This window comes from Hydrogenophaga sp. YM1, assembly GCF_016903055.1.
In the GTDB taxonomy this organism is placed as follows: domain Bacteria; phylum Pseudomonadota; class Gammaproteobacteria; order Burkholderiales; family Burkholderiaceae_C; genus Hydrogenophaga; species Hydrogenophaga borbori.
Genome location: NZ_CP070223.1, coordinates 2,993,236 through 3,017,098, shown reverse-complemented (window position 1 = coordinate 3,017,098; position 23,863 = coordinate 2,993,236). Strand labels below are relative to the sequence as shown.

At 69.6% G+C, this 23,863-nt stretch carries 25 protein-coding genes; 20 read left to right on the top strand and 5 right to left on the bottom strand.

Annotation, left to right across the window (positions count from 1 at the left end):
• Positions 1 to 33: 33 nt before the first annotated feature.
• Positions 34 to 339: a c-type cytochrome gene (locus JNX00_RS14155; protein WP_070399942.1), complete on the bottom strand. Its 306-nt coding sequence runs from the start codon at positions 337 to 339 to the stop codon at positions 34 to 36.
• A gap of 117 nt (positions 340 to 456) precedes the next feature.
• Between JNX00_RS14155 and JNX00_RS14150 the strand changes: the two genes are divergently transcribed.
• Positions 457 to 699 (top strand): TIGR04438 family Trp-rich protein, encoded by a 243-nt coding sequence (locus tag JNX00_RS14150; protein WP_204742668.1) that lies wholly within the window; start codon positions 457 to 459, stop codon positions 697 to 699.
• A 25-nt stretch (positions 700 to 724) separates the two neighbouring features.
• Here JNX00_RS14150 and ilvD read toward each other — a convergent pair whose 3' ends face one another.
• Positions 725 to 2,419: a dihydroxy-acid dehydratase gene (ilvD, locus tag JNX00_RS14145; protein ID WP_204742667.1), complete on the bottom strand. Its 1,695-nt coding sequence runs from the start codon at positions 2,417 to 2,419 to the stop codon at positions 725 to 727.
• Positions 2,420 to 2,526: 107 nt separating this feature from the next.
• On the opposite strand from ilvD, the gene JNX00_RS14140 reads away from it, so the two are divergent.
• Genes JNX00_RS14140 through JNX00_RS14130 form a run of 3 tightly spaced genes read left to right on the top strand, consistent with a single transcriptional unit; the run spans position 2,527 to position 4,599 of the window.
• Positions 2,527 to 3,447 (top strand): LysR family transcriptional regulator, encoded by a 921-nt coding sequence (locus JNX00_RS14140; protein WP_204742666.1) that lies wholly within the window; start codon positions 2,527 to 2,529, stop codon positions 3,445 to 3,447.
• Positions 3,448 to 3,451: 4 nt separating this feature from the next.
• Entirely contained in the window at positions 3,452 to 4,264 is an 813-nt protein-coding gene (gene lgt / locus JNX00_RS14135) for a prolipoprotein diacylglyceryl transferase (RefSeq protein ID WP_204742665.1), read from the top strand.
• 17 nt (positions 4,265 to 4,281) lie between these two features.
• Positions 4,282 to 4,599, top strand: coding sequence for a hypothetical protein (locus tag JNX00_RS14130; RefSeq protein WP_204742664.1), 318 nt, complete (start codon positions 4,282 to 4,284; stop codon positions 4,597 to 4,599).
• On the opposite strand, the gene JNX00_RS14125 is transcribed toward JNX00_RS14130, so the two are convergent.
• Positions 4,580 to 7,186, bottom strand: coding sequence for a hypothetical protein (locus tag JNX00_RS14125; protein ID WP_204742663.1), 2,607 nt, complete (start codon positions 7,184 to 7,186; stop codon positions 4,580 to 4,582). The two genes, JNX00_RS14130 and JNX00_RS14125, sit on opposite strands and share 20 nt — an antisense overlap.
• Before the next feature lie 195 nt (positions 7,187 to 7,381).
• Between JNX00_RS14125 and JNX00_RS14120 the strand changes: the two genes are divergently transcribed.
• The 6 genes from JNX00_RS14120 (at position 7,382) to JNX00_RS14095 (ending at position 13,355) form a co-directional block, all read left to right on the top strand.
• Positions 7,382 to 7,801, top strand: coding sequence for a PaaI family thioesterase (locus JNX00_RS14120; RefSeq protein ID WP_204742662.1), 420 nt, complete (start codon positions 7,382 to 7,384; stop codon positions 7,799 to 7,801).
• A gap of 88 nt (positions 7,802 to 7,889) precedes the next feature.
• Positions 7,890 to 8,558 (top strand): GntR family transcriptional regulator, encoded by a 669-nt coding sequence (locus tag JNX00_RS14115; protein WP_070399950.1) that lies wholly within the window; start codon positions 7,890 to 7,892, stop codon positions 8,556 to 8,558.
• Positions 8,555 to 9,964 carry a malonyl-CoA decarboxylase gene (locus JNX00_RS14110; protein WP_083293250.1) on the top strand — a complete coding sequence of 470 codons (1,410 nt, stop codon included), beginning with the start codon at positions 8,555 to 8,557 and terminating at the stop codon, positions 9,962 to 9,964. Before JNX00_RS14115 ends, JNX00_RS14110 begins: the two co-directional genes overlap by 4 nt.
• 52 nt (positions 9,965 to 10,016) lie before the next feature.
• On the top strand, positions 10,017 to 11,012 hold the full coding sequence (locus JNX00_RS14105; protein ID WP_204742661.1) for a tripartite tricarboxylate transporter substrate-binding protein: 996 nt from the start codon (positions 10,017 to 10,019) through the stop codon (positions 11,010 to 11,012).
• Between the two features lie 4 nt (positions 11,013 to 11,016).
• Positions 11,017 to 11,787: an enoyl-CoA hydratase-related protein gene (locus tag JNX00_RS14100; protein WP_204742660.1), complete on the top strand. Its 771-nt coding sequence runs from the start codon at positions 11,017 to 11,019 to the stop codon at positions 11,785 to 11,787.
• Positions 11,788 to 11,795: 8 nt separating this feature from the next.
• Positions 11,796 to 13,355, top strand: a complete 1,560-nt coding sequence (locus JNX00_RS14095; protein WP_070399953.1) for a malonyl-CoA synthase — start codon at positions 11,796 to 11,798, stop codon at positions 13,353 to 13,355.
• A 37-nt stretch (positions 13,356 to 13,392) separates the two neighbouring features.
• Here JNX00_RS14095 and JNX00_RS14090 read toward each other — a convergent pair whose 3' ends face one another.
• Positions 13,393 to 13,836, bottom strand: a complete 444-nt coding sequence (locus JNX00_RS14090) for a universal stress protein (RefSeq protein ID WP_204742659.1) — start codon at positions 13,834 to 13,836, stop codon at positions 13,393 to 13,395.
• A 115-nt stretch (positions 13,837 to 13,951) separates the two neighbouring features.
• Here JNX00_RS14090 and JNX00_RS14085 point away from each other — a divergent pair, with 115 nt between their 5' ends.
• From JNX00_RS14085 to JNX00_RS14045, 9 genes are all read left to right on the top strand, one after another.
• Positions 13,952 to 16,228, top strand: coding sequence for a cation-translocating P-type ATPase (locus JNX00_RS14085; RefSeq protein ID WP_204742658.1), 2,277 nt, complete (start codon positions 13,952 to 13,954; stop codon positions 16,226 to 16,228).
• A 6-nt stretch (positions 16,229 to 16,234) separates the two neighbouring features.
• Complete coding sequence (ccoS, locus tag JNX00_RS14080; RefSeq protein WP_070399956.1) at positions 16,235 to 16,372, top strand: cbb3-type cytochrome oxidase assembly protein CcoS; 138 nt, start codon at positions 16,235 to 16,237, stop codon at positions 16,370 to 16,372.
• A gap of 78 nt (positions 16,373 to 16,450) precedes the next feature.
• Positions 16,451 to 17,899: a cytochrome-c oxidase, cbb3-type subunit I gene (ccoN, locus tag JNX00_RS14075; protein ID WP_070399957.1), complete on the top strand. Its 1,449-nt coding sequence runs from the start codon at positions 16,451 to 16,453 to the stop codon at positions 17,897 to 17,899.
• A gap of 10 nt (positions 17,900 to 17,909) precedes the next feature.
• A complete protein-coding gene (ccoO, locus tag JNX00_RS14070) occupies positions 17,910 to 18,536 on the top strand; it encodes a cytochrome-c oxidase, cbb3-type subunit II (protein ID WP_116957048.1) in 627 nt (208 codons plus the stop codon).
• Between the two features lie 12 nt (positions 18,537 to 18,548).
• Positions 18,549 to 18,686 carry a cbb3-type cytochrome c oxidase subunit 3 gene (locus JNX00_RS14065; RefSeq protein WP_204742657.1) on the top strand — a complete coding sequence of 46 codons (138 nt, stop codon included), beginning with the start codon at positions 18,549 to 18,551 and terminating at the stop codon, positions 18,684 to 18,686.
• A gap of 25 nt (positions 18,687 to 18,711) precedes the next feature.
• Positions 18,712 to 19,623, top strand: a complete 912-nt coding sequence (gene ccoP, locus JNX00_RS14060; protein ID WP_070399960.1) for a cytochrome-c oxidase, cbb3-type subunit III — start codon at positions 18,712 to 18,714, stop codon at positions 19,621 to 19,623.
• 40 nt (positions 19,624 to 19,663) lie between these two features.
• Positions 19,664 to 21,088 (top strand): cytochrome c oxidase accessory protein CcoG, encoded by a 1,425-nt coding sequence (gene ccoG / locus JNX00_RS14055; protein ID WP_204742656.1) that lies wholly within the window; start codon positions 19,664 to 19,666, stop codon positions 21,086 to 21,088.
• Between the two features lie 19 nt (positions 21,089 to 21,107).
• On the top strand, positions 21,108 to 21,398 hold the full coding sequence (locus JNX00_RS14050) for a hypothetical protein (protein WP_070399962.1): 291 nt from the start codon (positions 21,108 to 21,110) through the stop codon (positions 21,396 to 21,398).
• On the top strand, positions 21,388 to 21,648 hold the full coding sequence (locus tag JNX00_RS14045) for a hypothetical protein (RefSeq protein WP_345774089.1): 261 nt from the start codon (positions 21,388 to 21,390) through the stop codon (positions 21,646 to 21,648). The genes JNX00_RS14050 and JNX00_RS14045 overlap by 11 nt, the downstream gene beginning before the upstream one ends.
• On the opposite strand, the gene fnr is transcribed toward JNX00_RS14045, so the two are convergent.
• The gene (gene fnr / locus JNX00_RS14040; RefSeq protein ID WP_070399964.1) at positions 21,626 to 22,345 is read right to left on the bottom strand and encodes a fumarate/nitrate reduction transcriptional regulator Fnr; all 720 of its coding nucleotides are present in this window, start codon (positions 22,343 to 22,345) and stop codon (positions 21,626 to 21,628) included. The two genes, JNX00_RS14045 and fnr, sit on opposite strands and share 23 nt — an antisense overlap.
• Positions 22,346 to 22,460: 115 nt before the next feature.
• On the opposite strand from fnr, the gene hemN reads away from it, so the two are divergent.
• Entirely contained in the window at positions 22,461 to 23,858 is a 1,398-nt protein-coding gene (gene hemN / locus JNX00_RS14035; protein WP_070399965.1) for an oxygen-independent coproporphyrinogen III oxidase, read from the top strand.
• The last annotated feature ends 5 nt before the right edge of the window (positions 23,859 to 23,863 follow it).

Below are 23,863 nucleotides of genomic sequence, written 5' to 3'. Positions count from 1 at the left end.
GCGATGCCGGCATTTTTTGTGGGGGGCGTGAAATTACTTCTGGCTCAGCACCCAGGCCGCGAGCTTCTTGGCCTCGGCCTCGCTCACCTGCGGGTTGGCGGGCATGGGAATCGCGCCCCACACGCCCGAGCCGCCTTTCATGATCTTGGTGGCCAGCATGTCGACGGCCTTGGCGTCGTTGCCGTACTTCTTGGCCACGTCTTTGTACGCAGGGCCGACCAGTTTCTTGTCCACCGCGTGGCAGGCCATGCAGTTCTTGGCCTTGGCCAGGGCCTCGTCGGCCATGGCGGGTGCCGCCAGGGTGGTCATGGCGGCCATAATCAGAAGCGCACGTTTCATGGGGTGTCCTTTGGAATGTCAGGGGCGAACGGGGCAAATTCTATCGACTGGGTTGGCCGAGCCCCTGTTATCGGATTTTCTTTGCCGGAATTTACCGGTCATTTACCGGAGGCTGAGATGTATTTGCTGGGTCTGGGCATCGCGCTCTTGCTGATGAAATACCTGGAATTCGGCCCGGTCGCCGAATGGTCCTGGTGGGTCGTGCTGGCCCCGTTCGCGCTGGCCGCGGCCTGGTGGGCCTGGGCCGACTTCTCGGGCTACACCAAGCGCAAGGCCGTGGAAAAGATGGACCAGAAGAAGCGCGACCGCCTCGACAAGCAGCGCGAGGCGCTGGGGATCAAGACGGGCAGGCGCCGCTGAGGCAGCGCCCGCCGCTCGCGTCGGCTCAGAAGTTGTCGAGCACCGCGCCCTTGCTGGCGCTGGCCGCGTTGAACGCGAACTTGGCCTGCACGCCGCGCGTGTAGCGCGGGGCCGGCGCTTTCCAGGCGGCGCGGCGTTTCGCCAGCTCGGCCTCGGCCACGTTGAGTTCCAGCACCAGCTGGTGGGCGTCGATGGTGATGGAGTCGCCCTCGTGCACCAGCGCAATGTTGCCGCCCGCGGCGGCCTCGGGGGCCACGTGGCCCACCACCATGCCCCAGGTGCCGCCGCTGAAGCGGCCGTCGGTGATCAGGCCCACGCTTTCGCCCAGGCCGGCACCGATCAGCGCGCCCGTTGGCGCCAGCATCTCCGGCATGCCGGGGCCGCCCTTGGGGCCCAGGTAGCGCAACACCATCACGTCGCCGGCCTTGATCTTGCCGTCCAGGATGGCCTGCAGCGCGGACTGCTCGTCGTCGAACACGCGCGCCGGGCCGGTGATCACCGGGTTCTTCAGGCCGGTGATCTTGGCCACCGCGCCCTCGGGCGAGAGGTTGCCCTTGAGGATGGCCAGGTGGCCCTGGGCGTACATGGGATCGTTGATCGGGCGGATCACGTCCTGGTCCTTGCGCGGTTCGTCGGGCACGTCCTTCAGCACCTCGGCGATGGTCTGGCCGCTGATGGTCAGGCAGTCGCCGTGCAGCAGGCCGGCCTTGAGCAGGATCTTCATCACCTGCGGGATGCCGCCGGCGTTGTGCAGGTCCACCGCGAGGTACTTGCCGCTGGGCTTGAGGTCGCACAGCACCGGCGTGCGCTGGCGGATGCGTTCGAAGTCGTCGATGGACCATTCCACGCCGGCCGCGTGCGCGATGGCCAGGAAGTGCAGCACCGCGTTGGTGGAACCGCCGGTGGCCATGATCACGGCCACGGCGTTCTCGATCGCCTTCTTGGTGACGATGTCGCGCGGCTTGATGTCTTTCTTGATGGCTTCGATCAGCACCTTGGCCGATTCCTTGGCCGAGTTCTGCTTCTCGTCGTGGGGGTTGGCCATGGTGGACGAGTAGGGCAGGGAAATGCCCAGGGCCTCGAAGGCCGAGCTCATGGTGTTGGCGGTGTACATGCCGCCGCAGGAGCCGGTGCCGGGAATGGCGTGCTGCTCGATGTCCTTGAGTTCCTGGTCGCTGATCTTGCCGGCCGCGTTCTGGCCCACGGCCTCGAACACGCTGACGATGTTGAGGTCCTGGCCCTTCCACTTGCCCGGCAGGATGGTGCCGCCGTAGACGTAGATGGCCGGCACGTTGGCGCGCAGCATGCCCATGAGGCCGCCGGGCATGTTCTTGTCGCAGCCGCCGACGACGACCACGCCGTCCATCCACTGGCCTTGCACGCAGGTCTCGATGCAGTCGGCGATGACCTCACGGCTGACCAGCGAGTACTTCATGCCTTCGGTGCCCATGGCCATGCCGTCGGAGATGGTGGGCGTGCCGAAGATCTGCGGATTGCCACCAGCTTCCATGATGCCCTGCACGGCCGCGTCGGCGAGCTTCTGCAGCCCGCTGTTGCAGGGGGTGATGGTGCTGTGCCCGTTGGCCACGCCCACCATGGGCTTGCCGAAGTCGCCTTCCTTGTAGCCCATGCCGTAGTACATGGAGCGGTTGGGCGCGCGCGATTTGCCCTGGGTGATGTTGTCGCTGCGCAGAACCTGTCGGGGGGTCTTGTCGGCCATGTCGTCTCTCTCGGGTCTCGTGGGAAGGAGGGGAAAGCTTCGCAGTATGCGCCAGCGCCGCAGGGTCATCCAATCGGATCGGCTGGGCTCATTGATATGCTGGGCTTATGAACAAAGGACAAAACCCGCAGCGCAGCGAATGGCGACAATGGCGCCAGTTCGCCGTGCTGGCCGAGGAGCTGCACTTCGGCCGCGCAGCGGCGCGGCTGCACCTCACGCAGCCCGCGCTGACGCAGGCCATCGCCTCGCTGGAGGCGGCGCTGGGCGTTCGCCTGTTCGAGCGCAGCCGCCGCCAGGTGGCCCTGAGTGCGGCGGGCGAGGCCTTGCTGCCCGAGGTGCGCGAGCTGCTGCGCCGGGCGCAGGCGCTGCCCGCGCTGGCGCGTTCGGCGGCACAGGGCGAAAGCGGTCGGCTGCGCATCGCCTTTGTCTCCACCGTGGGCTTCAGCCTGCTGCCACCCTGGGTGCGGGCGTTTCGAGAGCGCTGGCCAGGGGTGGCGTTGGAGCTGATCGAGGCCACGGGCGACGTGCAGCGCGATCTCATCGCCCGCGGCGACCTGGACGCGGGCTTCGTGCTGCACGCGCCTGGCGACAGCGCTCCGGGCCTGCAGCACTGGGCCCTGGTGACGGAGCCGCTGGTGCTGGCCTTGCCTGAGGCGCACCCGCTGGCGGCGCGAACGCGCCTGTCGCTCGCGGCGGTGGCGGACGAGCCGCTGGTGATGTTCCCGCGCCGCATCCTGCCCGAGGTGTTCGACGAACTCACGCGCCTGTACCGCGCCGCCGGGCGCGAGCCTCGGGTGGCGCAGGAGGCGATCCAGATGCAGACCATCGTGAACCTGGTGTCGGCCGGGCTGGGTCTGGCCTGGGTGCCGCAGAGCGTGCGGCAATTCCAGCGGCCCGGCGTGGTCTATCGCCCCGTGGGTCTGCCGCGCGGCCAGGCCGTGCCGCAGTGCGAGACCAGCCTGGTCTGGCGCGACGCTGCGCTCAGCCCGGCGCTGCAGCGCTTCATCGATGCCGGGCGTTCACAATAGCCGCATGCTGCAACACCCCCAGATCGACCCCGTGGCCCTGCAGATCGGGCCGCTCGCCATCCACTGGTACGGCCTGACCTACCTCGCGGCCTTCGCGCTGTTCTTCTGGCTCGGCCGCTTGCGTCTGCGCCACGAGCCGTACGCCAGCATCACCCAGCCGCGCCGCTGGGAAGCGCGCGACGTGGAGGACATCCTGTTCCTCGGCGTGCTGGGCGTGGTGGCGGGCGGTCGCCTGGGCTACTGCCTGTTCTACCAGCCGGCCTACTACCTGCAGCACCCGCTGGAGGTGTTCTACGTGTGGCAGGGCGGCATGAGCTTTCACGGCGGGCTCATTGGCGTGATGCTGGCCATGGTCTGGTACGCGCGAAGCCGCGGCCGGCCTTTCTTTCAGGTGATGGACTTCGTCGCGCCCTGCGTGCCCACGGGCCTCGCGGCCGGTCGCGTGGGCAACTTCATCAATGGCGAACTGTGGGGCCGCGTGGCCGATCCCTCGTTGCCCTGGGGCATGGTGTTCCGCGGCGCGGGCGATCTGCCGCGCCACCCCTCGCAGGTCTACCAGTTCCTGCTGGAGGGGGTGCTGCTCTTCGTGCTGCTGTGGCTCTATGCGCGCCGGCCGCGCCGGACGGGCCAGGTCTCGGGCCTGTTCCTGCTGGGCTACGGCGTGTTCCGCTTCATCGCCGAGTTCTTCCGCGAACCCGATGCCTACCTGGGCCTGCTGGCCCTGGGCCTGAGCATGGGCCAGTGGCTGTGCGTGCCCATGATCGTGGGCGGCATCGGCCTGTGGTGGTGGAGCGGGCGGCGCGGTACGGCGGCCTGATCGGGACAGGACGCGGCGTGGCGTTCGACCAGTTGCTGCGGTGGATGCAGGGGGACGGCGCGGCCACTGGCCGGTTGACACAGGCGATGCAGGATGCTCCCGGGGTGCTGCTCGAACGGGAGCCGCGGGCGGACGCTGCGGCCTGGGTCGCGGTGGAGTGGGACGCGACGGCGCACGCCATCCGGGTCGATGACCATCCGGGCCGCGCCCTGTTGCCCCGCCGTGGCCTGGGCCCGGTGGACGGGACGAATGGCGACGACAGCGATGAAGTCGCCGACGCCGATGGGGTGGTGCTGGACGCGGCCCGCGTCCAGCTCATGGGTGCTTCTTCCTGAGCGCCCCGTACTGCGTGGCCATGGGCTTGAGCTCGTTGCGCAAGGCCAGCTTCTCGGCCTCGGCCCAGCTTCGGGTGAGGGACTTCGCCGCTTTGGCCACGGTCTGGAACAGCCAACGAGGGACCGTGGGCACCGCTTGTTCGCGGCACGGGGGGCTGGCCACTTCGGCGAAGCGCTGGCGCAGCCAGCCCAGCAGCAGGTAGGCGTGCGCCCGCGCGCCGAGCCGATCGCCCGACAGTTGTTCGAGTTGGGTGCGGGCGATGTCCCGATCGGGGCAGAGCGGCAGGTAGTGGCCGAGGACGAGCCAATCGGCCACCGACAGCGGCTCCTGCGGTTCATGTGAGTTTTCCCGGTTCGCGCATTCGCTGAGGAAATGCAGCCAGTTGGCCCAGGGGTCGCGGTTGCCCTGGGCCAAGTACAACAGAGCGACCCGCCCGCACCACGCCAGCAGCGCTGGCAGGCCCCGGGGGCGAAGCATGGACGGCGACTCTTCAAGGCGCTCGCGAAAGGCTCTGAGCAGGTAGTAGGCCCACCGATGGCCCTGTGGACGCTGGCGCAAATGGTCGATCAGCGCGCCGATGTTGGCGGCCTCCAGCAAGCGGTACAGCGTGTCGCTCATGTCGCTGAAATGCATGTGGGGCTCGATGTAGGGCAGCAGATGCGCCCATTGATCGGCCAGGGTTTCGAGGGGCAGTTCGGGGATGTTGGCGAAGAACAGGTCCGGGTCGAACGCCGGTGGCATGGAGAGCCAGAGCCCTGGCAAGGGCAGGCGCAGAACGGCCAGACGGGTCGGCGGCGCGCAGAGCAGGAACAGCTCTGGCGCGGTCACCGGGGCGTAGGGCATGGCCGGTGTGGTTTCGAGCAAGGCGGGCTCGCACAGCAGCTTCAGGGTGTGGCGCAAGGCCGTGCTCTGGGAGGCGAACAAAGCGAGGCAAGGGGCATGCACGGCGCTGTCTGAGCGAGGCGGCAGCCGGTCTTCGTCGGGCGGCAGCAGGCGCAGCGTGGCCTGCGTCACCCACACCCAGCGCGCGAGGGCCATCCAGTCGGGGTGCAGCGGCTCCGCGCAACGGTGTGTCAGTCGGGTGAAGGCTTCCACCAGACGGTCGAGCAGGCGCTGGCGCAGTTGCCGCCATTCGGCCTGTGCGCGCGCGTTCTCCGGCGACGGGTCCTGCGGCTGGATCTGCGCGAGGTAGCGCATGGCGCCGACGATGAACTGGAGCGCCGTCTCGGGCGACGGGATCTCGTGCACCTTGTCCAGCAGGGCGTCCATCTCGCGCAGGGGCATGCGCCCGGACCCGGGGTCGTAACCGAGGAGACCGGGGTGGATGACACCGTGGTTCAGCATGGCCTGCCGAGCGGCCTGCTGAAAGGCGCCATCGCCGGCCCTTTCGGGGTCGTCCATCTCGGCGCAGAGCCGAATCAAGGTCAGAGTCAGCGCGGGGTGTTGATGATTGGCCATCAGTGCCGTGGCGCACCGGCGAACGAAGCGCGCCACTTCGCGGTACCTGGACGGTGTCAGCGATGCGATGTCGCGGCGGATCTGGGCCGGTCCGCCCTTGCGATGGAAGAGAAAGCGGCCCTGGAAATTGACCACGACACCCAGGAGGGCCAGCGCATCGCACACCACGCCGGGCACGGACGGGCTCCAGTCGGGATGGGGAAGGGCCTGGTGGACATAGTCCGCCAGGCTGTCCAGCGCCGGGGAGGCCAGGTCTCTCTGGGCGACCAGCAGCGCATGGCCGTGTGGGTCGAACACGATGGCGACGCCCAGCTCGATGAGCTTGTCGCGAATGCCGTCGACGGTAGACGGGTTCGCGGGGGGGTGCCAGTGGACGAGCAGGGCCTCGATCGCCGGTCCGTACCGACCATAGAAGCCGGCGTGCTCTTCTTTGAGCATGTCCCTCAGCACACGCTCGAAGGCGGCGGCCGCGTCGGTGGATTTCAGCCGAAGCAAAGGGGCACCGGGGTGTCTGAGCAGCCACTTGAGCACGACCCGCCGGTTCTTGGCCTGGGGGCAGGCGTCGAGCACCGCTTGCGCACGGGTGTGTTCGTCGAGCGCCAGCAAGGCCGCGATCACCGAGGCCAGGACGCGGCCATTGATCGGTGGCCGCAGGCTCGGGCCGGGCCACTGCGCCCTGTGCGGCGCACTGTCGTGCTGGATATGCGGCGCATGGGTCGGCAGAAGGAAGGCGTCCCACAGCGCGTTGTCTTGCACCAACGACAGGCACAGCGCGCCCGGCCAGCCGAACAGCGCGAACAAGTCCATCAGCGCGGTGGCGGCCTGGTGGGCGTGGCGCACGCGCTCCGGCTGGCCGTACGACGCGATCGCGCTTAGGCGGTGGTTGAACCTCTGTTCGATCGCCTGGCGCGGGTCGCCGTCTTTTGGGTGACCTCGTGGCGCCAGGGCGGGGTGCGTCCAGTGGTCCGGTACCGGGGTTTCGGTGGGAGGTTCAGGCGAGCGCTTGGGGCGCTGGGGCGGTTGCGGTGGCGTGAGGGCGCCGGACTTGGGGGCCCCGGTGCCTGGGCCGGTGGAGAGGCTGCGGGAACGGGTCTTGGTGAGGGCATCGGGGCCGGAGACGCGGCGCATGGCGGGCTGGACCTTTGTGTGGCGTGCCGTCGGGCACGGGCGCGGATTCGTCGCGGGCGGGCGGTGGGGGTTCCCGCTGGCGAGGCGCCGTCACGGCTGCGTGGTGGGACGAGGCCGTGGGGCGGATCGAAGGGATGCCGCAGAATGGGCGCCGCCACCGGCGCAGCCGCTGCCGCCACGCGAGGAGAGCCAGCCATGATCACCCCCGAAAACTTCAACCAGCGCAGCGCCGGCAAACTGCCCGGCCACCTGGGCCTTGTTGTCACCCACGTCGCCTCGGGCGAGGTGCGTGCCGAGTTGCCGGTGCGCGAGGCCCTGATGGCGCCCAACGGCTTCCTGCACGCGGGCAGCCTGGTCACGCTGGCCGACACCTCGGCCGGCTGCGGCTGCCTCGCCAGCCTGCCGCCCGGGGCCAACGGTTTCACCACGGTGGAACTCAAGTCCAACCACCTGGGCACGGCGCTGGAGGGCACGCTGGACTGCGTGGCCAAGGCCGCGCACCTGGGCCGGACCACCCAGGTGTGGGACGCCACCGTCACCCACCGCGAGACCGGCAAGACCCTGGCGCTGTTCCGCTGCACGCAGATGGTGCTGTACCCCAAGGCGGGGGGCTGAACCGCCGCCGGTCGGTGGCACGGGTTTTCCCCGTGCCGGGACGCCGTTCGGGGCTGAAAGAATTAGCTGTAATTACCAGTGATTACCCATGCGCGTGGTGCTCAACTCCCTGCACGATGAAGCGGCCTCGCAACTGCGCGAGCGCATCTTCTCGGGTGAGCTCGCGCCCGGCAGTTACCTGGACGAGCCCGCCCTGTGCGCGGCCCTGGGCATTTCGCGCACGCCGCTGCGCGAGGCGCTCAAGGTGCTCACCGCCGAGGGGCTGCTGCGCCACGAACCGCGCCGCGGCTGCTTCGTGGCCGAGGTCACCGAGCGCGACCTCGACGAGATCTTCCCCGTGATCGCGCTGCTGGAGGGCCGCTGCGCCTTCGAGGCCGCGGGCAACGCCAGCGACGCCGAGCTCGCCGCGCTGGAGCAGTTGCACGACAAGCTCCAGCGCGCCGCGCGCGCCAAGCGCATCAACGAGTACTACGCCGTCAACTACGCCATCCACGAGGCCATCATCGCGCTGGCCGACAACCGCTGGCTGGCCCAGGTCATCGGCGACCTGCGCAAGATCCTCAAGCTGGCCCGGCAGCAGCAGCTGCGCGCGCCGGGCCGGCTGGAGCAGAGCCTGTCGGAGCACCTGGCCGTGTTCGCCGCGCTCAAGGCGCGCGACGCCGAGGGCGCCGAGGCGGCCATGCGCACCCACCTCACGCGTCAGCGCGTGGCGCTGCGCGAGCTGGCGCGGCAGCAGAAGTCGAGGTTGAGCGCATGAGCCTTGCCCAGCCTTGGCAAGGCCTTCGGTCCGCGGCGCGGCGCGCGCAGCGAGGGGGCATCCGCCTCGACGCCCCGCAGTGGATCGCCGAGCGCGTCTCGCGCCTTCGCCCGGCGGCCCCGGCCGCGCCAGCGCCCGCGCCGCGTTCCACCGCCGAGCGCCTGGGGGCGCGCCTGCGCCAGGAAGGCGAGGCCCTGGCGCCGCGCGCCTTGCGCCGCCTGCTGGACGACATCAAGGCGGTGGTGGACCCCATGGTCAGCGAGGTGGAGGGCGGGCGGCGGGCGCAGGCCCTGATCGACTGGTACGGCAAGGCCGAGCCCGCCCAGCGCCGCGACCTCTGGCTGCTCATGAGCGAGCACTTCATGGCCGACCCGCAGAAGGTGAAGCGGGCCCAGTCGGAGTACCAGGCGGCCGTGGGCACGCCCGACGAGGCCGCCGCCGAGGTGCGCTACCGACGCGCCACGGTGTCGCCGCGCCGGCGCATCCTGCAGCGCTTCAGTGCCAACCCCCAGGGCATTCCCTTCCTGGTGGCGCTGCGCGCCGAGCTGCAGCCCGCGCTGCGCCAGGAGCCGCGCCTGCAGGCACTGGACGTTGAGATGGAGTACATGTTCTCCACCTGGTTCGACGTCGGCTTCCTGGAGCTGCGCCGCATCAGCTGGGATTCGCCGGCCTCGTTGATCGAAAAGCTCATCCGCTACGAGGCGGTGCACGACGTGCGCGGCTGGGCCGACATGAAGAACCGGCTGGACAGCGACCGCCGCTGCTACGGCTTTTTCCACCCGCGCCTGCCGGGCGAGCCGCTGATCTTCGTGGAGGTGGCGCTGATGAATCACATCGTTGGCAGCATCACGCCGCTGCTGGACGAGTCGGCCGCGCCGGCCGACCTCTCGCGCGCCACCACCGCCATCTTCTATTCCATCAGCAGCACCCAGGTCGGCCTGCGCGGCGTGAGCTTCGGCGACTCGCTGATCAAGCGCGTGGTGGAGACGCTAAAAGAGGAGTTTCCGCGCCTGCGCACCTTCGCCACCCTGTCGCCCATTCCGGGCCTGCGCGCCTGGCTGTCCCGGCAGGCCCCGCCCGAGCTGCTCGCCGCCTGGGAGCGCTGGACGGAACTCGACGAGAAGGCGCCCGAGCGCCAGGCCCTGCTCGCCTGGACCGCGCGCTACCTGGGCCAGGAGCTGCGCAACGGCGAGCCGCTGGACCCGGTGGCGCGATTCCACCTGGGCAACGGCGCGCGGATCGAGCGCATCCATTGGGGCGGCGATCCTTCGGCCAAGGGCAACAAGCAGTCCTTCGGCCTGATGGTGAACTACCTCTACGACCTGCGGCGCCTGGACAAGCACAGGGCCATGCTGGCAGCGGGAAAAGTCCCGATAGGCGGGGCCGTCGAGGCCCTGTACCGTTGACGCGGACCTGGGCGCCAGGTCGCGTCGGCTTCATAACCACCAAGGAGACCACATGAACCAGCCCATCCAACGGCGCGCGCTGCTGCGCGCCGCTGCCGCGAGCGCCGTGCTCGGCCCCATCGGAAGCCAGGTCGCGCGCGCGCAATCGACCTGGCCTTCGCGCCCGGTGACCATGGTCGTGCCGTTCCCGGCCGGCGGCGGCACCGACGCCTTCGCGCGCCCCATGGCGGCCTCGTTCGCGCGCCTGTCGGGCAAGGCGCTGGTCATCGACAACCGCGGCGGCGCCGGCGGCACCGTGGGCGCCAGCATCGCGGCCAAGGCCGCGCCCGACGGTTACACCCTGTTCATGGGCGCCGTGCACCACTCCATCGCGCCCAGCATGTACCCCAAGCTGGACTACAACATCGAGACCGACCTGGTGCCGCTGATCCTGGTGGCCAGCGTGCCGCAGGTGGTGGTGGTGAACCCCAAGAACATCACCGCACCCGACTTCAAGGCCTTCCTGGCGCAGGTCAAGGCCAATCCGGGCAAGCTCAACTACGCCTCGGCCGGCAGCGGCACCTCGCACCACCTGGCGGGCGAGCTGTTCAAGCAGCAGACCAACACCTTCATCACGCACATTCCCTACCGGGGCGCCGGCCCGGCGCTGGCCGACCTGATCGCGGGCAACGTGGACGTCATGTTCGACGGCCTGGGCTCCTCGGCCGGCCACATCAAGGGCGGGCGCATCAAGCCCATGATGGTGTCGGGCGCCAAGCGCAACCCGGCCTTCCCCGACGTGCCCTGCGCGGCCGAGGTGGGCCTGCCCCAGTACAACGTGACCACCTGGTACGGCGTGTGGGCGCCCAAGGGCACGCCGGCCGACGCGCAGGCGCGCGCGATCGAGGAGATCCGCAAGGCCTGCAGCACCGACGAGGCCAAGGGCGTGTGGGCCGCCCAGGGCGCCGAGTTCCCCGACATCACCGGCCCGGCCTTCGGCCAGTTCGTCAGCGCCGAGGTGCGCAAGTGGGCCCAGGTGGTCAAGGCCTCGGGCGCCAAGCTGGAGTGATGGATTGCCCGCCGACGGACTGCACCTGGCCATCGACGGCGCCATCGCGCGCCTGACCCTGCGCCGCCCGGCGAAGTTCAATGCCATGTCGCGCGCGATGTGGCGCGAACTCGCCGAAGCCCTGGCCGCCGTGGCCGCGCGCGCCGAGGTGCGCGCGCTGGTCGTGGCGGGCGAGGGCGGCCACTTCTGCGCGGGCGGCGACATCGCCGAGTACCCCGGCTTCCGCTTCGACGAGGCCAGCCTGCGCGACTTCCACGAGCGCGAGGTCTGGGGCGGCCTGTCCGCGCTGCTGGCCTGCGACAAGCCCGTCATCGCGATGATCGACGGCCATTGCATGGGCGCGGGCGTGGAGATCGCCAGCTGCTGCGACATCCGCGTGGCCAGTGCCTCGGCCCGCTTCGGCGCGCCCATCGCGCGCCTGGGGTTTCCCATGGCCCCGCGCGAGGCCGAGCTGGTGGCGCGCGAGGCAGGCCTGGCCAGCGCGCGCGAGATGTTGCTGCAGGCGGCCGTGCTGGACGCGCCCACCATGCTCTCGCGCGGCTTCCTGCACGCCGTGGTGCCCGAAGCCCTGCTGGCCGAGGAGGTGCTGGCGCGCGCACGGCGCATGGCCACGCTCTCCCCCGAGGCCGCTCGGCTGAACAAGCGCACCCTGCGCGCCCTGGCCGGCGGCGCGCGCGCCGACGCGCTGCTCGACAGCGCCTACGATTACGCCGGTCACGCCGAGCACCGGGAAGGCATCGCCGCCTTTCTCGACAAGCGAACGCCCGCCTTCTGAGTCCCTCCATGAACCCGCAGAACCACAACCTCTACGCCGCGCTGCGCGCGGCCTTCCCCGCCGACCTGGACACCACCGCCGTGGAGGTGGTGGGTGGCGCCAGCGACGGCCTGTGCTACAGCTGGCGCGACCTCGACCGCGCCAGTGCCATGCTGGCCAACCTGATCGACGGCCTGGGGCTGCCGGCGCGCTCGCGCATCGCGGTGCAGGTGGAGAAGTCGGTCGAGAACCTCATCCTCTACCTGGCGGTGCTGCGCAGCGGCCATGTGTACCTGCCGCTCAACACCGCCTACCAGTCCGGCGAGATCGAGTACTTCGTGGGCAATGCCGAGCCCGCCGTGGTGGTGTGCAGCCCGGCCAACTTCGGCTGGGTCAGCAAGATCGCGTTCAAGGCCGGCACGCGCCACGTGTTCACGCTCGGCGAAGACCGCGGCGGCACGCTGCTGGAGCGCGCCTCGCACCACGCCGACACCCACGCCGTGGCGCACAGCGGGCCCGACGACCTCGCGGTCATCATCTACACCAGCGGCACCACGGGGCGCAGCAAGGGCGCCATGCTCACGCACGGCAACATGCTGAGCAACGCGCGCGTGCTGCAGTCGTACTGGGGCTGGCAGAAGGGCGACGTGCTGATCCACGCGCTGCCCATCTTCCATGTGCATGGCCTGTTCGTGGCCATCCACGGCGCGCTCATCAATGGCAGCGCCATGCTGTGGCTCAACAAATTCGACCCCAAGGCCGTCATTGGCCTGTTGCCGCGCGCCACCGTGTTCATGGGCGTGCCCACGCTGTACACGCGCATGCTGGCCGAGCCCGCGCTCACGCGCGAACGGGTGGCGGGCATGCGGCTGTTCGTCTCGGGCTCGGCGCCGCTGCTGATCGAGACCTTCAACGAATGGCAGGAACGCACGGGCCACACCATCCTGGAGCGCTACGGCATGAGCGAGACCATCATGCTCACCTCCAACCCCTACGCGCCCGACGAGCGCCACAACGGCGAGCGCGAGCGCCGGGGCGGCACGGTGGGCTTCCCGCTGCCGGGGGTGAGCCTGCGCGTGGTGGACGAGGCGGGCCGTCCGGTGGAAACGGGCGAGATCGGCGGCATCCAGGTGCGTGGGCCCAACGTGTTCGCGGGCTACTGGCGCATGCCCGAGAAGACGGCCGAGGAGTTCACCACCGACGGCTACTTCAAGACGGGCGACGTGGGCCGCATCGACGAGCGCGGCTACGTGACCATCGTGGGGCGCAGCAAAGACCTGATCATCTCGGGCGGCTACAACGTCTACCCGGCCGAGATCGAGGGTGCGCTGAACGAGATGCCCGGCGTGGCCGAGAGCGCGGTGGTGGGCGTGCCGCACCCCGACTTCGGCGAGGTGGGCGTGGCCATCGTGATCCCCCGCCCGGAAGGCGCGCCGGACCCGGAGGTGCTGATCGGGGCGCTGAAGGCGCGGCTGGCCAACTTCAAGATCCCCAAGCGCTGCTTCGTGGTGAGCGAACTGCCCCGCAACACCATGGGCAAGGTGCAGAAAAACCTGCTGCGCGAACAGTACAAGGGCCTGTTCGCCTGAAGGCGGGGGCGGGCGCCCGGCGGCGCCCGCGCCTGGCTCAGCGCAGCACCAGCACCGGCGTGTGCGAGTGCGTCAGCACCTGCTGCGTCTCGCTGCCGAGCAGCAGCCGCTTGATGCCGCGCCGCCCGTGCGAGGCCATCACGATCAGGTCGCACTTCTGCTTCTTGGCCGTGGCGATGATGGCTTCCGCGATCAGGTCACCCTTGGCCGTGACCGGCTTGACCTTCACTTCCAGCAGTTGCCCGGCCGCCTTGACCGCGTTCACCGCGTCCATGGCTTCCGTCTGCCACTGCTTCTCGATGCGGGCCACCTCGGAGGCCGCCAGGGTCACGCCGCCTTCGAAATAGGTCTGCGGGTAGCGCGGCACCACCTTCAGGGCCACCACTTCGGCCCCGGTCAGGTCCGCCAGTGACAGGGCGTGCTCCACGGCCTTCTGGGACAGCTTGGAGCCATCGGTGGCGACGAGGATGCGCTTGTACATGGTTCTTCTCCTCATGGAATGATGGAACGGAGCCCCAGGCTACCCCCGGGCGGCACCGCCCGGCTTGACCTGCGTCAAGGGGATGGCGCAGCCTTTGCGAGTACCCTACGCCCCCATGAGTTCCGCCACCTGGTCGAGCGAGCACCGGGGCCCCCTCACGGTCACCGATGACTTCGCCGTGCTCGACGACCCCGTCGAGCAGGCCGCGTTCACCCAGTCCGTGGACGGGGTGGACGCGCAGCGCGAGTCGGTGCTGGTGGTGCAGGGCATGTACTGCGCGGCCTGCGCCGACACCATCGAGTCCGCGCTGGACAGCGTGCCCGGCGTGGAACTGGTTCGCGTGCACGCCGGCACGCGCCGCCTGCAGCTGCGCTGGGACCCCGACCGGGTGCGCCTGTCGGAAGTGGCCCGGCGCGTGGGCGACCGCGGCTACCGGCTGCTGCCGCTGCAGCAGGCCCTGTCCATCGACGAGCGCCTGCGCGAGACCCGCCAGGCCCTGTGGCGCCTGTTCGTCGCCGGCTTCTGCATGATGCAGGTGATGATGTACGCGTGGCCGGCCTACGTGGCCGCGCCGGGCGACATCCCGCCCGACATCGAACAGCTGCTGCGCTGGGCCAGCTGGGTCATCAGCCTGCCGGTGGTGTTCTTCGCCAGCGGCCCTTTCTTCGAACGCGCCTGGGCCGATCTCAAGGCCCGCCGCGTCGGCATGGACACACCGGTGTCCGTGGGCATCCTGGTCACCTTCCTCGCCAGCTCGGCCGCCACCTTCGACCCCAGCGGCCCCTGGGGGCACGAGGTCTGGTTCGACTCGCTCACGATGTTCGTGTTCTTCCTGCTCGGCGGGCGCTACCTGGAGGCGCGCCTGCGCCAGCGCACGGCCGGCGCGCTGGACGCGCTGATCAACCGCCTGCCCGCCACCTGCGAGCGCGAGCGCGCGGACGGCGCGCGCGAAACCGTCTCGGTGCGCCGGCTGGCGGCCGGCGACGTGGTCTGGGTGCGCGCCGGCGAGGCCTTCCCTGGCGACGGCGTGCTGCTCGACGCGCGCGCCTCGGTCGACGAGGCCTTGCTCACCGGCGAGGCGCGCCCGCAGACGCGGCGCTGCGGCGATGCCCTGGTGGCCGGCAGCCTCAACCTCGCCGGGCCGGTGCGCCTGCGGCTCGACCGCGTGGGCGTGGACACGCGCTACGCCCAGATCGTGCGGCTGATGGAGCGCGCCGCCACCGACAAGCCGCGTCTGGCCGTGCTGGCCGACCGCATCGCCGGGCCCTTCCTGGTCCTGGTGATGCTGGCCGCCGCCGCCGCCGCCTTTGCCTGGTGGCAGGTCGATCCCTCGCGCGCCCTGGCCATCGCCGTGGCCGTGCTCATCGTCACTTGTCCCTGCGCGCTGTCGCTGGCCACGCCGGCGGCCATGCTGGCCTCGGCCGGCGCGCTGGCACGCCGCGGCGTGCTGGTGCGCCGCCTGCAGGCCCTGGAGTCCATGGCCTCGGTGAACGCCGTGGTGTTCGACAAGACCGGCACGCTGACGCGCGAGCACCTGATGCTGCGCGAGGTGCTGCTGCGCAGCGGCGCCGACCGCTCCCAGGTGCTGGCGCTGGCGGCCGCGCTGGCGCGCGATTCGCTGCACCCGGTGGCGCGCGCTGTCGCGGCGGCGGCTCCGCCGGCCGACGAGCCCCTGTTCGATTGGCACGAGGAGCCGGGGCAGGGCATTTCCGCGCGCCTGGCCAACGGTCGCTGGCTCAAGCTCGGTTCGCCCCTGTTCACCGGCGCCATGCCCGAGCACGACGCCGAAGGCCCGCGCACCTACCTGGTCGACGAGCACGGCTGGCTGGCCACCATCACCCTCAGCGAGGGCCTGCGCGAGGACGCGCGCGTGGCCGTGCAGCGCCTGCGCGCCCTGGGTATGCAGACATGGCTGCTGTCGGGCGACCGCGCCTCGCAGGCCCACCGCATTGGCCAGGCCGTGGGCGTGGACCATGTGCTGGCCGAGGCCACGCCCGAGCGCAAGCTGGCCGAGGTTCAGGCCCTGCAGCGCCAAGGCTGGCGCGTCGCCATGGTGGGCGACGGCTTGAACGACGGCCCCGTGCTGGCCTGGGCCGACGCGTCCTTCGCGCTCGGCCGCGCCGCGCCGCTGGCGCAGGCGCGCAGCGACGCCGTGGTGCAGGGCGGGCGCGTGATGGACGTGGTGGACAGCCTGCTGCAGGCCCGGCGCACGCGGCGCGTGGTGCGCCAGAACCTGGCCTGGGCGGCGCTCTACAACGCGGTCTGCGTGCCGCTGGCGCTGATCGGCTGGATGCCGCCCTGGCTGGCTGGCCTGGGCATGGCCGCCAGCTCGCTGCTGGTCATCGGCAACGCCTGGCGCCTGAGCCGCCCCGAACCCGCACCGAAAGGCTGAGTCGCCATGGATGTCCTGTACCTGTTGATCCCGCTGTCGGTCCTCATCGTCTTTGGCGTCATCGGCGTGTTCTGGTGGGCGCTGCAGTCGGGCCAGTTCGACGGCGTCGAGCGCGAAGGCGAACGCATCCTCCACGAGGAATGACACCGGCTTGACCTAGGTCAAGCCGGTCCGGCCGCCGGGCCGGGACACTCCCGGTGCAACATCGAGAGGAGTATCCGCATGGCCGTCAACAACAAGGCATCCGCCGACCCCACGGTCTACAACGACAAGGTGGTCAGGCAGTTCGCCCTGGCCACCGTTTTCTGGGGCGTGGTGGGCATGCTCGTCGGCGTGATCATCGCCGCGCAGCTCACCTGGCCGGCCCTCAACCTGGGCATCGAATGGCTCAGCTATGGCCGCTTGCGACCGCTGCACACCAACGCGGTCATCTTCGCTTTCGGCGGCTGCGGCCTGTTCGCCGCCAGCTACTACGTGGTGCAGCGCACCAGCCAGGTCCGGCTGTTCTCCGACGGTCTGGCCGCCTTCACCTTCTGGGGCTGGCAGGTGGTCATCGTGCTGGCGGCCATCACGCTGCCCATGGGCATGACACAGGGCAAGGAATACGCCGAGCTCGAGTGGCCGATCGACATCCTGATCGCGCTGGTGTGGGTGGCGTATGCGGTGGTGTTCTTCGGCACCATCGGCCTGCGCAAGGTGCGCCACATCTACGTGGCCAACTGGTTCTTCGGCGGGTTCATCCTGGCCGTGGCGCTGCTGCACATCGTCAACAGCGCGGCCCTGCCGGTGAGCCTCACCAAGAGCTACTCGGCCTACGCGGGCGTGCAGGACGCGATGGTGCAGTGGTGGTACGGCCACAACGCCGTGGGCTTCTTCCTCACGGCCGGCTTCCTGGGGATGATGTACTACTTCATCCCCAAGCAGGCCGAGCGCCCGGTGTATTCGTACCGGCTGTCCATCGTGCACTTCTGGGCGCTGATCTTTACCTACATGTGGGCGGGTCCGCACCACCTGCACTACACCGCGCTGCCTGACTGGGCGCAGTCCGTGGGCATGGTGTTCTCGCTGATCCTGCTGGCGCCCAGCTGGGGCGGCATGATCAACGGCATCATGACGCTGTCGGGCGCCTGGCACAAACTGCGCGACGACCCGATCCTGCGCTTCCTGATCGTCTCGCTCTCGTTCTACGGCATGTCGACCTTCGAGGGTCCGATGATGTCCATCAAGACGGTGAACGCGCTGTCGCACTACACCGACTGGACCATCGGCCACGTGCACTCGGGCGCGCTGGGCTGGGTGGGCCTGGTGACCATGGGCTCCATGTACTACCTGATCCCGCGCCTGTACGGCCAGAAGAAGATGTACTCGGTGCCCGCGATCGAGCTGCACTTCTGGATCGCCACCATCGGCATCGTGCTCTACATCGCCGCCATGTGGATCGCCGGCGTGATGCAGGGCCTGATGTGGCGCGCCGTCAACCCCGATGGCAGCCTGACCTACACCTTCGTCGAATCGGTCAAGGCGACCTTCCCGTTCTACGTCATCCGCCTGGCCGGGGGCCTGCTGTACCTGGCCGGCATGTGCGTGATGCTCTGGAACACGGTGATGACGGCGCGCAACGGCCGCATCGAGCCGGTGCGCATTCCGGCCGCCCAACCCGCCCACGCCTGAGGTGAATCGCATGTCGCAACAAGACAAACCCACCGGCTTCACGCACGAGCGCATCGAGACCAGCAACTTCCTGATGATCGTGCTGATCGTCCTGGTGGTCTCGGTCGGCGGCCTGGTCGAGATCGTGCCGCTGTTCTTCCAGAAATCCACCACGCAACCGGTGGAAGGGCTCAAGCCCTACACCGCCTTGCAGCTCGCGGGCCGCGACGTGTACGTGAAAGAAGGCTGCTACAACTGCCACTCGCAGATGATCCGCCCCTTCCAGGCCGAGACCCTGCGCTACGGCCACTACTCGGTGGCCGGCGAGTTCGTCTACGACCGCCCCTTCCAGTGGGGCAGCAAGCGCACCGGCCCCGACCTGGCGCGCGTGGGCGGCCGCTACAGCGACGAATGGCACCGCATCCACCTGAACAACCCGCGCGACGTGGTGCCCGAGTCCAACATGCCGGCCTACAGCTGGCTGGAGAAGAAACCCGTCGACGCCGCTGGCCTGCCGGCGCGCATGAAGGCGCTGCGCACCCTGGGCGCGCCCTACAGCGACGAGGAGATCACCGCCTCCAGCGAGGCGGCGAAGGGCAAGACCGAGATGGACGCGCTCATCGCCTACCTGCAGGTGCTGGGCACCGCCTTGAAATAAGGAGAGGCTGCCATGGACATCAACGCCCTGCGTTCCATCGTTACCGTCATCAGCCTGCTGGTCTTCCTGGGCATCGTGGCCTGGGCCTGGTCGCGCCGCAACCGCGAGCGCTTCGACGAGGCGGCCCGCCTGCCGTTCCAGGACGAATGAGCCACCCCCACACACGGGAACCATCATGAGCGATTTCACCAGCGACTTCTGGTCCATCTACGTCGGCGCCATCACGGTGGTCAGCATCCTGGCCTGCGGCGTGCTGCTGTGGGTGGCCGGCACCACCAAGGTCAAGCCGGGCCAGGACAACACGACCGGCCACGTGTGGGACGGCGACCTGCGCGAACTCAACAACCCGCTGCCGCGCTGGTGGGTCTGGCTGTTCGTCATCACCATCGTTTTCGCCCTGGCCTATGGCCTGCTGTACCCCATGTACGGCCGCTACGCGGGCGTGCTGGGCTGGACTTCCAGCGGCCAGCACACCGTCGAGGTGCAGCGCCACCAGGAAGCCATCGCGCCGCTGTACGCGCAGTTCCACGACCAGCCGCCCGAGCGCCTGGCCGGCGATGCGCAGGCCATGGCGATCGGCGAGCGCCTGTTCATGAACCAGTGTGCCCAGTGCCACGGCTCGGACGCGCGCGGCTCCAAGGGCTTCCCCAACCTCACCGACGGCGACTGGCTGCACGGCGGCGAGCCCGCGGCCATCGAGACCACCATCACCCAGGGCCGCCACGGCGTGATGCCGCCCATGGCCGCTGCCGTGGGCAGCGCCGACGATGTGCGCAACGTCGCCCACTACGTGCTCAGCCTGTCCAACAGCCCGCACGACCGCGTGCGCGCCTCGCAGGGCCGAACCAAGTTCGCCGCCTGCGCGGCCTGCCACGGCATGGACGGCAAGGGCAACACCGCGCTGGGCGCGCCCAACCTCACCGACGGTGTGTGGCTGCACGGCTGGGGCGAGGAGGCCATCGTGCGCGCCATCACCAACGGCATCGACAACCGCATGCCGGCGCAGAACCAGCTGCTCAACGCCGACCAGATCCGCGTGCTGACGGCCTACGTGTGGGGCCTGTCGAACCGGCCCGCCAAACCCTGAGGACCCGGCGGCGGCCCGCGCGTCGGGCCCGCCAGACGACATGAAGACCATTCCGATCCAGCCCGCGCCGCCCGGCGACGACGAGGAAATCGTCGTTTCGCTCTATGCCGCGCAGGAGAAGATTCAGTCGCGCTCGGTCACTGGCGTGTTCGCGCGCTGGCGCTGGTTTTTCGTGTGGGCCACGCAGCTGGTGTTCTACGGCCTGGCCTGGTTGCCCTGGAACGGCCGTCAGGCCGTGCTGTTCGACCTGGAGGCGCGGCGCTTCTACCTGTTCGACCTGATCCTGTATCCGCAGGACTTCATCTACCTCACCGGGCTGCTGGTCATTTCGGCGCTGGCGCTGTTCCTGTTCACGGCGGTGGCCGGGCGCCTGTGGTGCGGCTTCACCTGCCCGCAGACGGTGTACACGGAAATCTTCATGTGGATCGAGCGCCGGGTCGAGGGCGATCGCTCCGCGCGGCTGCGCCTGGACGCCGCGCCCATGAGCGCGGCCAAGTTCGGCAAACGCGCGCTCAAGCACGGGCTGTGGGGCGCGCTGGCGCTGTGGACGGGCTTCACCTTCGTCGGCTACTTCACGCCGATCCGTGAGCTCGCGGGCCTGGTGGCCAGCCTGTCGCTCGGGCCCTGGCAGACCTTCTGGATCCTGTTCTACGGCCTGGCCACCTACGGCAACGCGGGCTTCCTGCGCGAGCAGGTGTGCAAGTACATGTGCCCCTACGCGCGCTTCCAGAGCGCCATGTTCGACCGCGACACGATGATCGTCACTTACGACGAGGCGCGCGGCGAGCCGCGTGGCGCGCGCAGCCGCAAGGCCGACCCCAAGGCCCTCGGCCTGGGCAGTTGCGTGGATTGCACCCTGTGCGTGCAGGTCTGCCCCACCGGCATCGACATCCGAAAAGGCCTGCAGTACGAGTGCATCAGCTGCGCCGCCTGCGTGGACGTGTGCGATGAGGTGATGGACAAGGTCGGCTACCCGCGTGGCCTGATCCGCTTTGCCACGCAGAACGGTGTCGCCAAGGGCTGGAACCGCGCGCAGATGCTGCGCCGCGCCCTGCGCCCGCGCGTGCTGGTCTACAGCGGCGTGTTGCTGGCGGTGTCGCTGGCGGTGCTGGGCAGCCTGTGGCTGCGCACGCCGCTCAAGGTGGACGTGATCCGCGACCGCGGCGCGCTGGCGCGCGAGGTGGAGCAAGGCCGCGTCGAGAACGTCTACCGGCTGCAGATCATGAATGCCACCGAGGTGGCGCAGACCTACGAACTGCGCGTGGAGGGCCTGCCGGGCATCGCCCTGGCGTCTGGCGATCGTGTGGAGGTGGCGCCCGCCGAGGTGCGCGCCGTCGCCGCGCGGGTCCAGGTGCCGCCCGGGGTGGCCGCGAGCGGCTCGCACCCCATCCAGTTCGAAGTGCGCGCCGCCCAGGACGAGCGCGTGCGGGTGCGTGAGAAGAGCACCTTCCTCGTTCCCCGATGACGCTTTCGCAGGAGACCCCATGAACCCCGATCCGATGAGCACCGACGCGCCCGAGCCCTGGTGGCGCGTGGGCCCCATGTGGCTGGTGGTGGGCGGGCCGCTGGTGGTGGTGGTGGCGGCCATCGGCACCGCCGTCATCGCCATCGAGGGCGCCGACCCGGTGCTCGACAAGGCCGCCTACCAGGCCACACTGGAGCAGGCACGCCGCCTGCAGGGCCCGCAGCGCGACGAGGCGCTGATCGGCCTGCAGCCCGCGCACCAGGCGCGCAACCACGCGGCCTCGCCCGTGGTCCGCGAGGGTGGCCACTGACATGGGCCGCCGCTGGATGTGGGTGGGCTGGCCGTCATTCCTGATGGCCGGCGTGTTGGAGATGCTGGTGTTCGCGGTGGTGGACCCGGGCGAGTTGCACTGGCAGGGCGTCGCGCTCGACTGGTCGCGCCCCGCCGTCTACACGGTGGCCTTCTTCGTGTTCTGGGCGGTGACGGCCGTCGCCTGCAGCCTGAGCCTGTGGCTGGCCTTGCCGCCGCAGGAAGCGCTCAGGAGCAGGTCTGCGGATTGACGATGCGCCGCAGCGCCTCGGTGTCCTTGATGTGCACGTAGCGCTGCTTGACGTCGATGATGCCGTCGTCGACGAACTTGGAGAAGGTGCGGCTCACCGTCTCCAACTTCATGCCCAGGTAGCTGCCGATCTCCTCGCGCGTCATGCGCAGGTTGAACTCGGACGGCGAGAAACCACGCGCCTGCAGGCGCTGCACCAGATTGAGCAGGAAGGCCGCCAGCCGCTCCTCGGCGCGCATGCTGCCCAGCAGCAGCATCACGCTGTGGTCGCGCACGATCTCGCGGCTCATGATGCGGTGCACGTGGTGTTGCAGCGGGGTGAACTGGCGCGACAGCTCTTCGACCTGGTTGAAGGGCATGACGCAGACCTCGGCGTCTTCCAGCGCCACCGCGTCGCAGGCGTGGTGGTCGCTCACGATGCCGTCCAGGCCGATGATCTCGCCCGCCATCTGGAAACCCGTGACCTGGTCGCGCCCGTCGGCGGTGGTCACGCAGGTCTTGAAGAAGCCCGAGCGCACGGCGTAGAGCGAGGTGAAGCGATCGCCGACGGAGAACAGGGCTTCGCCGCGCTTGACGCGCTTGCGGGAGGAAATCAGTGTGTCGAGCTGGCCCATTTCCTCTGCGCTCAGGCCCATGGGCAGGCAGAGTTCGCGAAGGTTGCAGCTTGAGCACGCCACTTTGATGCGTTGCGCGTCCATGTGCGTCGTTCCTGAGTGCATGACAGGGAGCGAGCATACCCCTTTGGGTTCGGGATCACAGAGCCGCTTGACCAGGATCAAGGCGTCTGGGCCCGCCAGCCGGCACAGTGGGGCCATGCCAGAAGGACCCGCCGTGAGCCATGTGATCCCCGATGAACTGCTGCGTCGCTTCGACGTTCCGGGGCCGCGCTATACCTCCTATCCCACGGCCGACCGCTTCGTGGAGGCCTTCACCGAGCAGGACTACCGTCTGGCGCTGGGACAGCGGCGGGCCGGGTCGATGGCGCTGCCGCTGTCGCTGTATGTGCACATCCCGTTCTGCGAATCGGTGTGCTACTACTGCGCTTGCAACAAAGTTATTACAAAACACCATTCGCGCGGCGCCGAGTACCTGCGCCACCTCTCGCGCGAGCTGGACCTGCAGATCGAGCACCTGGGCGCGGGCCAGTCGGTGTCCCAGTTGCACCTGGGGGGCGGCACGCCCACCTTCCTGAGCGATGCCGAGCTGGAAGACCTGATGGCCATGCTGCGGCGCCACTTCGCGCTCGCGCCGGGCGGCGAGTACTCCATCGAGGTGGACCCGCGCACCGTGAGCGCCGAACGCCTGCGCGCGCTGCACCGCCTGGGCTTCAACCGCCTGAGCTTCGGTGTGCAGGACTTCGATCCCGCCGTACAGAAGGCCGTGCACCGCGTGCAGCCGGCCGAGCAGGTGTTCGCGCTGGTCGACGCGGCGCGGCAGATCGGCTTCGAGTCGGTCAACGTGGACCTGATCTACGGTCTGCCGCTGCAGACGCCCGAGTCCTTCCGGCGCACGCTGGCGCAGCTGCAGGCCCTGCGGCCGGACCGCGTGGCGCTGTACGCCTACGCGCACCTGCCGGCGCGCTTCAAGCCGCAGCGGCGCATCGTGGCGGCCGAGTTGCCGGGCGCGGCCGACAAGCTGGCCATGCTCTCGGCCTCGCTGGACATCCTGCGCGCGGCGGGCTACGTTTACGTCGGCATGGACCACTTCGCCCTTCCCGACGACGCCCTGGCCGTGGCCAAGCGCCAGGGCCGGCTGCACCGCAACTTCCAGGGCTACAGCACCCAGCCCGATTGCGACCTCATCGCGCTCGGCGTGTCGGCCATCGGCCGGGTGGGCGCCACCTACAGCCAGAACGCCAAGACCCTGGACGAGTACGTGGACCTGCTCGACCAGGGCCGCCTGCCCATCGTGCGTGGTCTGGCGCTCACGCGCGACGACGTGCTGCGCCGTGCGGTGATCATGTCCCTGATGTGCCAGGGCGAACTGCAGTTCGAGGCCATCGACCTGGGGCACCTGATCGACAGTCGCCGTTACTTCGCCAACGAGCTGCGCGCGCTCGAGCCCTTCGTGGACGAGGGCTTGGTCACCATGGACGAGCAGGGCGTGCAGGTGACCGAAACCGGCTGGTACCTGGTGCGCGCGATCGCCATGGTGTTCGACCGCCACCTGCAGGCCGACCAGGACCGCGCGCGGTTTTCAAGGATTCTCTGAGCGCA

Bases quoted from the DNA above. Each gene is read 5' to 3' on its own strand.
- ilvD (WP_204742667.1), bottom strand. From the start codon at position 2,419: ATGGCCGACAAGACCCCCCGACAGGTTCTGCGCAGCGACAACATCACC.
- JNX00_RS14105 (WP_204742661.1), top strand. From the start codon at position 10,017: ATGAACCAGCCCATCCAACGGCGCGCGCTGCTGCGCGCCGCTGCCGCG.
- ccoN (WP_070399957.1), top strand. From the start codon at position 16,451: ATGGCCGTCAACAACAAGGCATCCGCCGACCCCACGGTCTACAACGAC.
- JNX00_RS14150 (WP_204742668.1), top strand. From the start codon at position 457: ATGTATTTGCTGGGTCTGGGCATCGCGCTCTTGCTGATGAAATACCTG.
- JNX00_RS14115 (WP_070399950.1), top strand. From the start codon at position 7,890: ATGCGCGTGGTGCTCAACTCCCTGCACGATGAAGCGGCCTCGCAACTG.
- ccoP (WP_070399960.1), top strand. From the start codon at position 18,712: ATGAGCGATTTCACCAGCGACTTCTGGTCCATCTACGTCGGCGCCATC.
- lgt (WP_204742665.1), top strand. From the start codon at position 3,452: ATGCTGCAACACCCCCAGATCGACCCCGTGGCCCTGCAGATCGGGCCG.
- fnr (WP_070399964.1), bottom strand. From the start codon at position 22,345: ATGGACGCGCAACGCATCAAAGTGGCGTGCTCAAGCTGCAACCTTCGC.
- hemN (WP_070399965.1), top strand. From the start codon at position 22,461: ATGCCAGAAGGACCCGCCGTGAGCCATGTGATCCCCGATGAACTGCTG.
- JNX00_RS14095 (WP_070399953.1), top strand. From the start codon at position 11,796: ATGAACCCGCAGAACCACAACCTCTACGCCGCGCTGCGCGCGGCCTTC.
- JNX00_RS14125 (WP_204742663.1), bottom strand. From the start codon at position 7,186: ATGCGCCGCGTCTCCGGCCCCGATGCCCTCACCAAGACCCGTTCCCGC.
- JNX00_RS14140 (WP_204742666.1), top strand. From the start codon at position 2,527: ATGAACAAAGGACAAAACCCGCAGCGCAGCGAATGGCGACAATGGCGC.
- ccoO (WP_116957048.1), top strand. From the start codon at position 17,910: ATGTCGCAACAAGACAAACCCACCGGCTTCACGCACGAGCGCATCGAG.
- ccoG (WP_204742656.1), top strand. From the start codon at position 19,664: ATGAAGACCATTCCGATCCAGCCCGCGCCGCCCGGCGACGACGAGGAA.
- JNX00_RS14065 (WP_204742657.1), top strand. From the start codon at position 18,549: ATGGACATCAACGCCCTGCGTTCCATCGTTACCGTCATCAGCCTGCTG.
- ccoS (WP_070399956.1), top strand. From the start codon at position 16,235: ATGGATGTCCTGTACCTGTTGATCCCGCTGTCGGTCCTCATCGTCTTT.
- JNX00_RS14155 (WP_070399942.1), bottom strand. From the start codon at position 339: ATGAAACGTGCGCTTCTGATTATGGCCGCCATGACCACCCTGGCGGCA.
- JNX00_RS14050 (WP_070399962.1), top strand. From the start codon at position 21,108: ATGAACCCCGATCCGATGAGCACCGACGCGCCCGAGCCCTGGTGGCGC.
- JNX00_RS14120 (WP_204742662.1), top strand. From the start codon at position 7,382: ATGATCACCCCCGAAAACTTCAACCAGCGCAGCGCCGGCAAACTGCCC.
- JNX00_RS14110 (WP_083293250.1), top strand. From the start codon at position 8,555: ATGAGCCTTGCCCAGCCTTGGCAAGGCCTTCGGTCCGCGGCGCGGCGC.
- JNX00_RS14085 (WP_204742658.1), top strand. From the start codon at position 13,952: ATGAGTTCCGCCACCTGGTCGAGCGAGCACCGGGGCCCCCTCACGGTC.
- JNX00_RS14090 (WP_204742659.1), bottom strand. From the start codon at position 13,836: ATGTACAAGCGCATCCTCGTCGCCACCGATGGCTCCAAGCTGTCCCAG.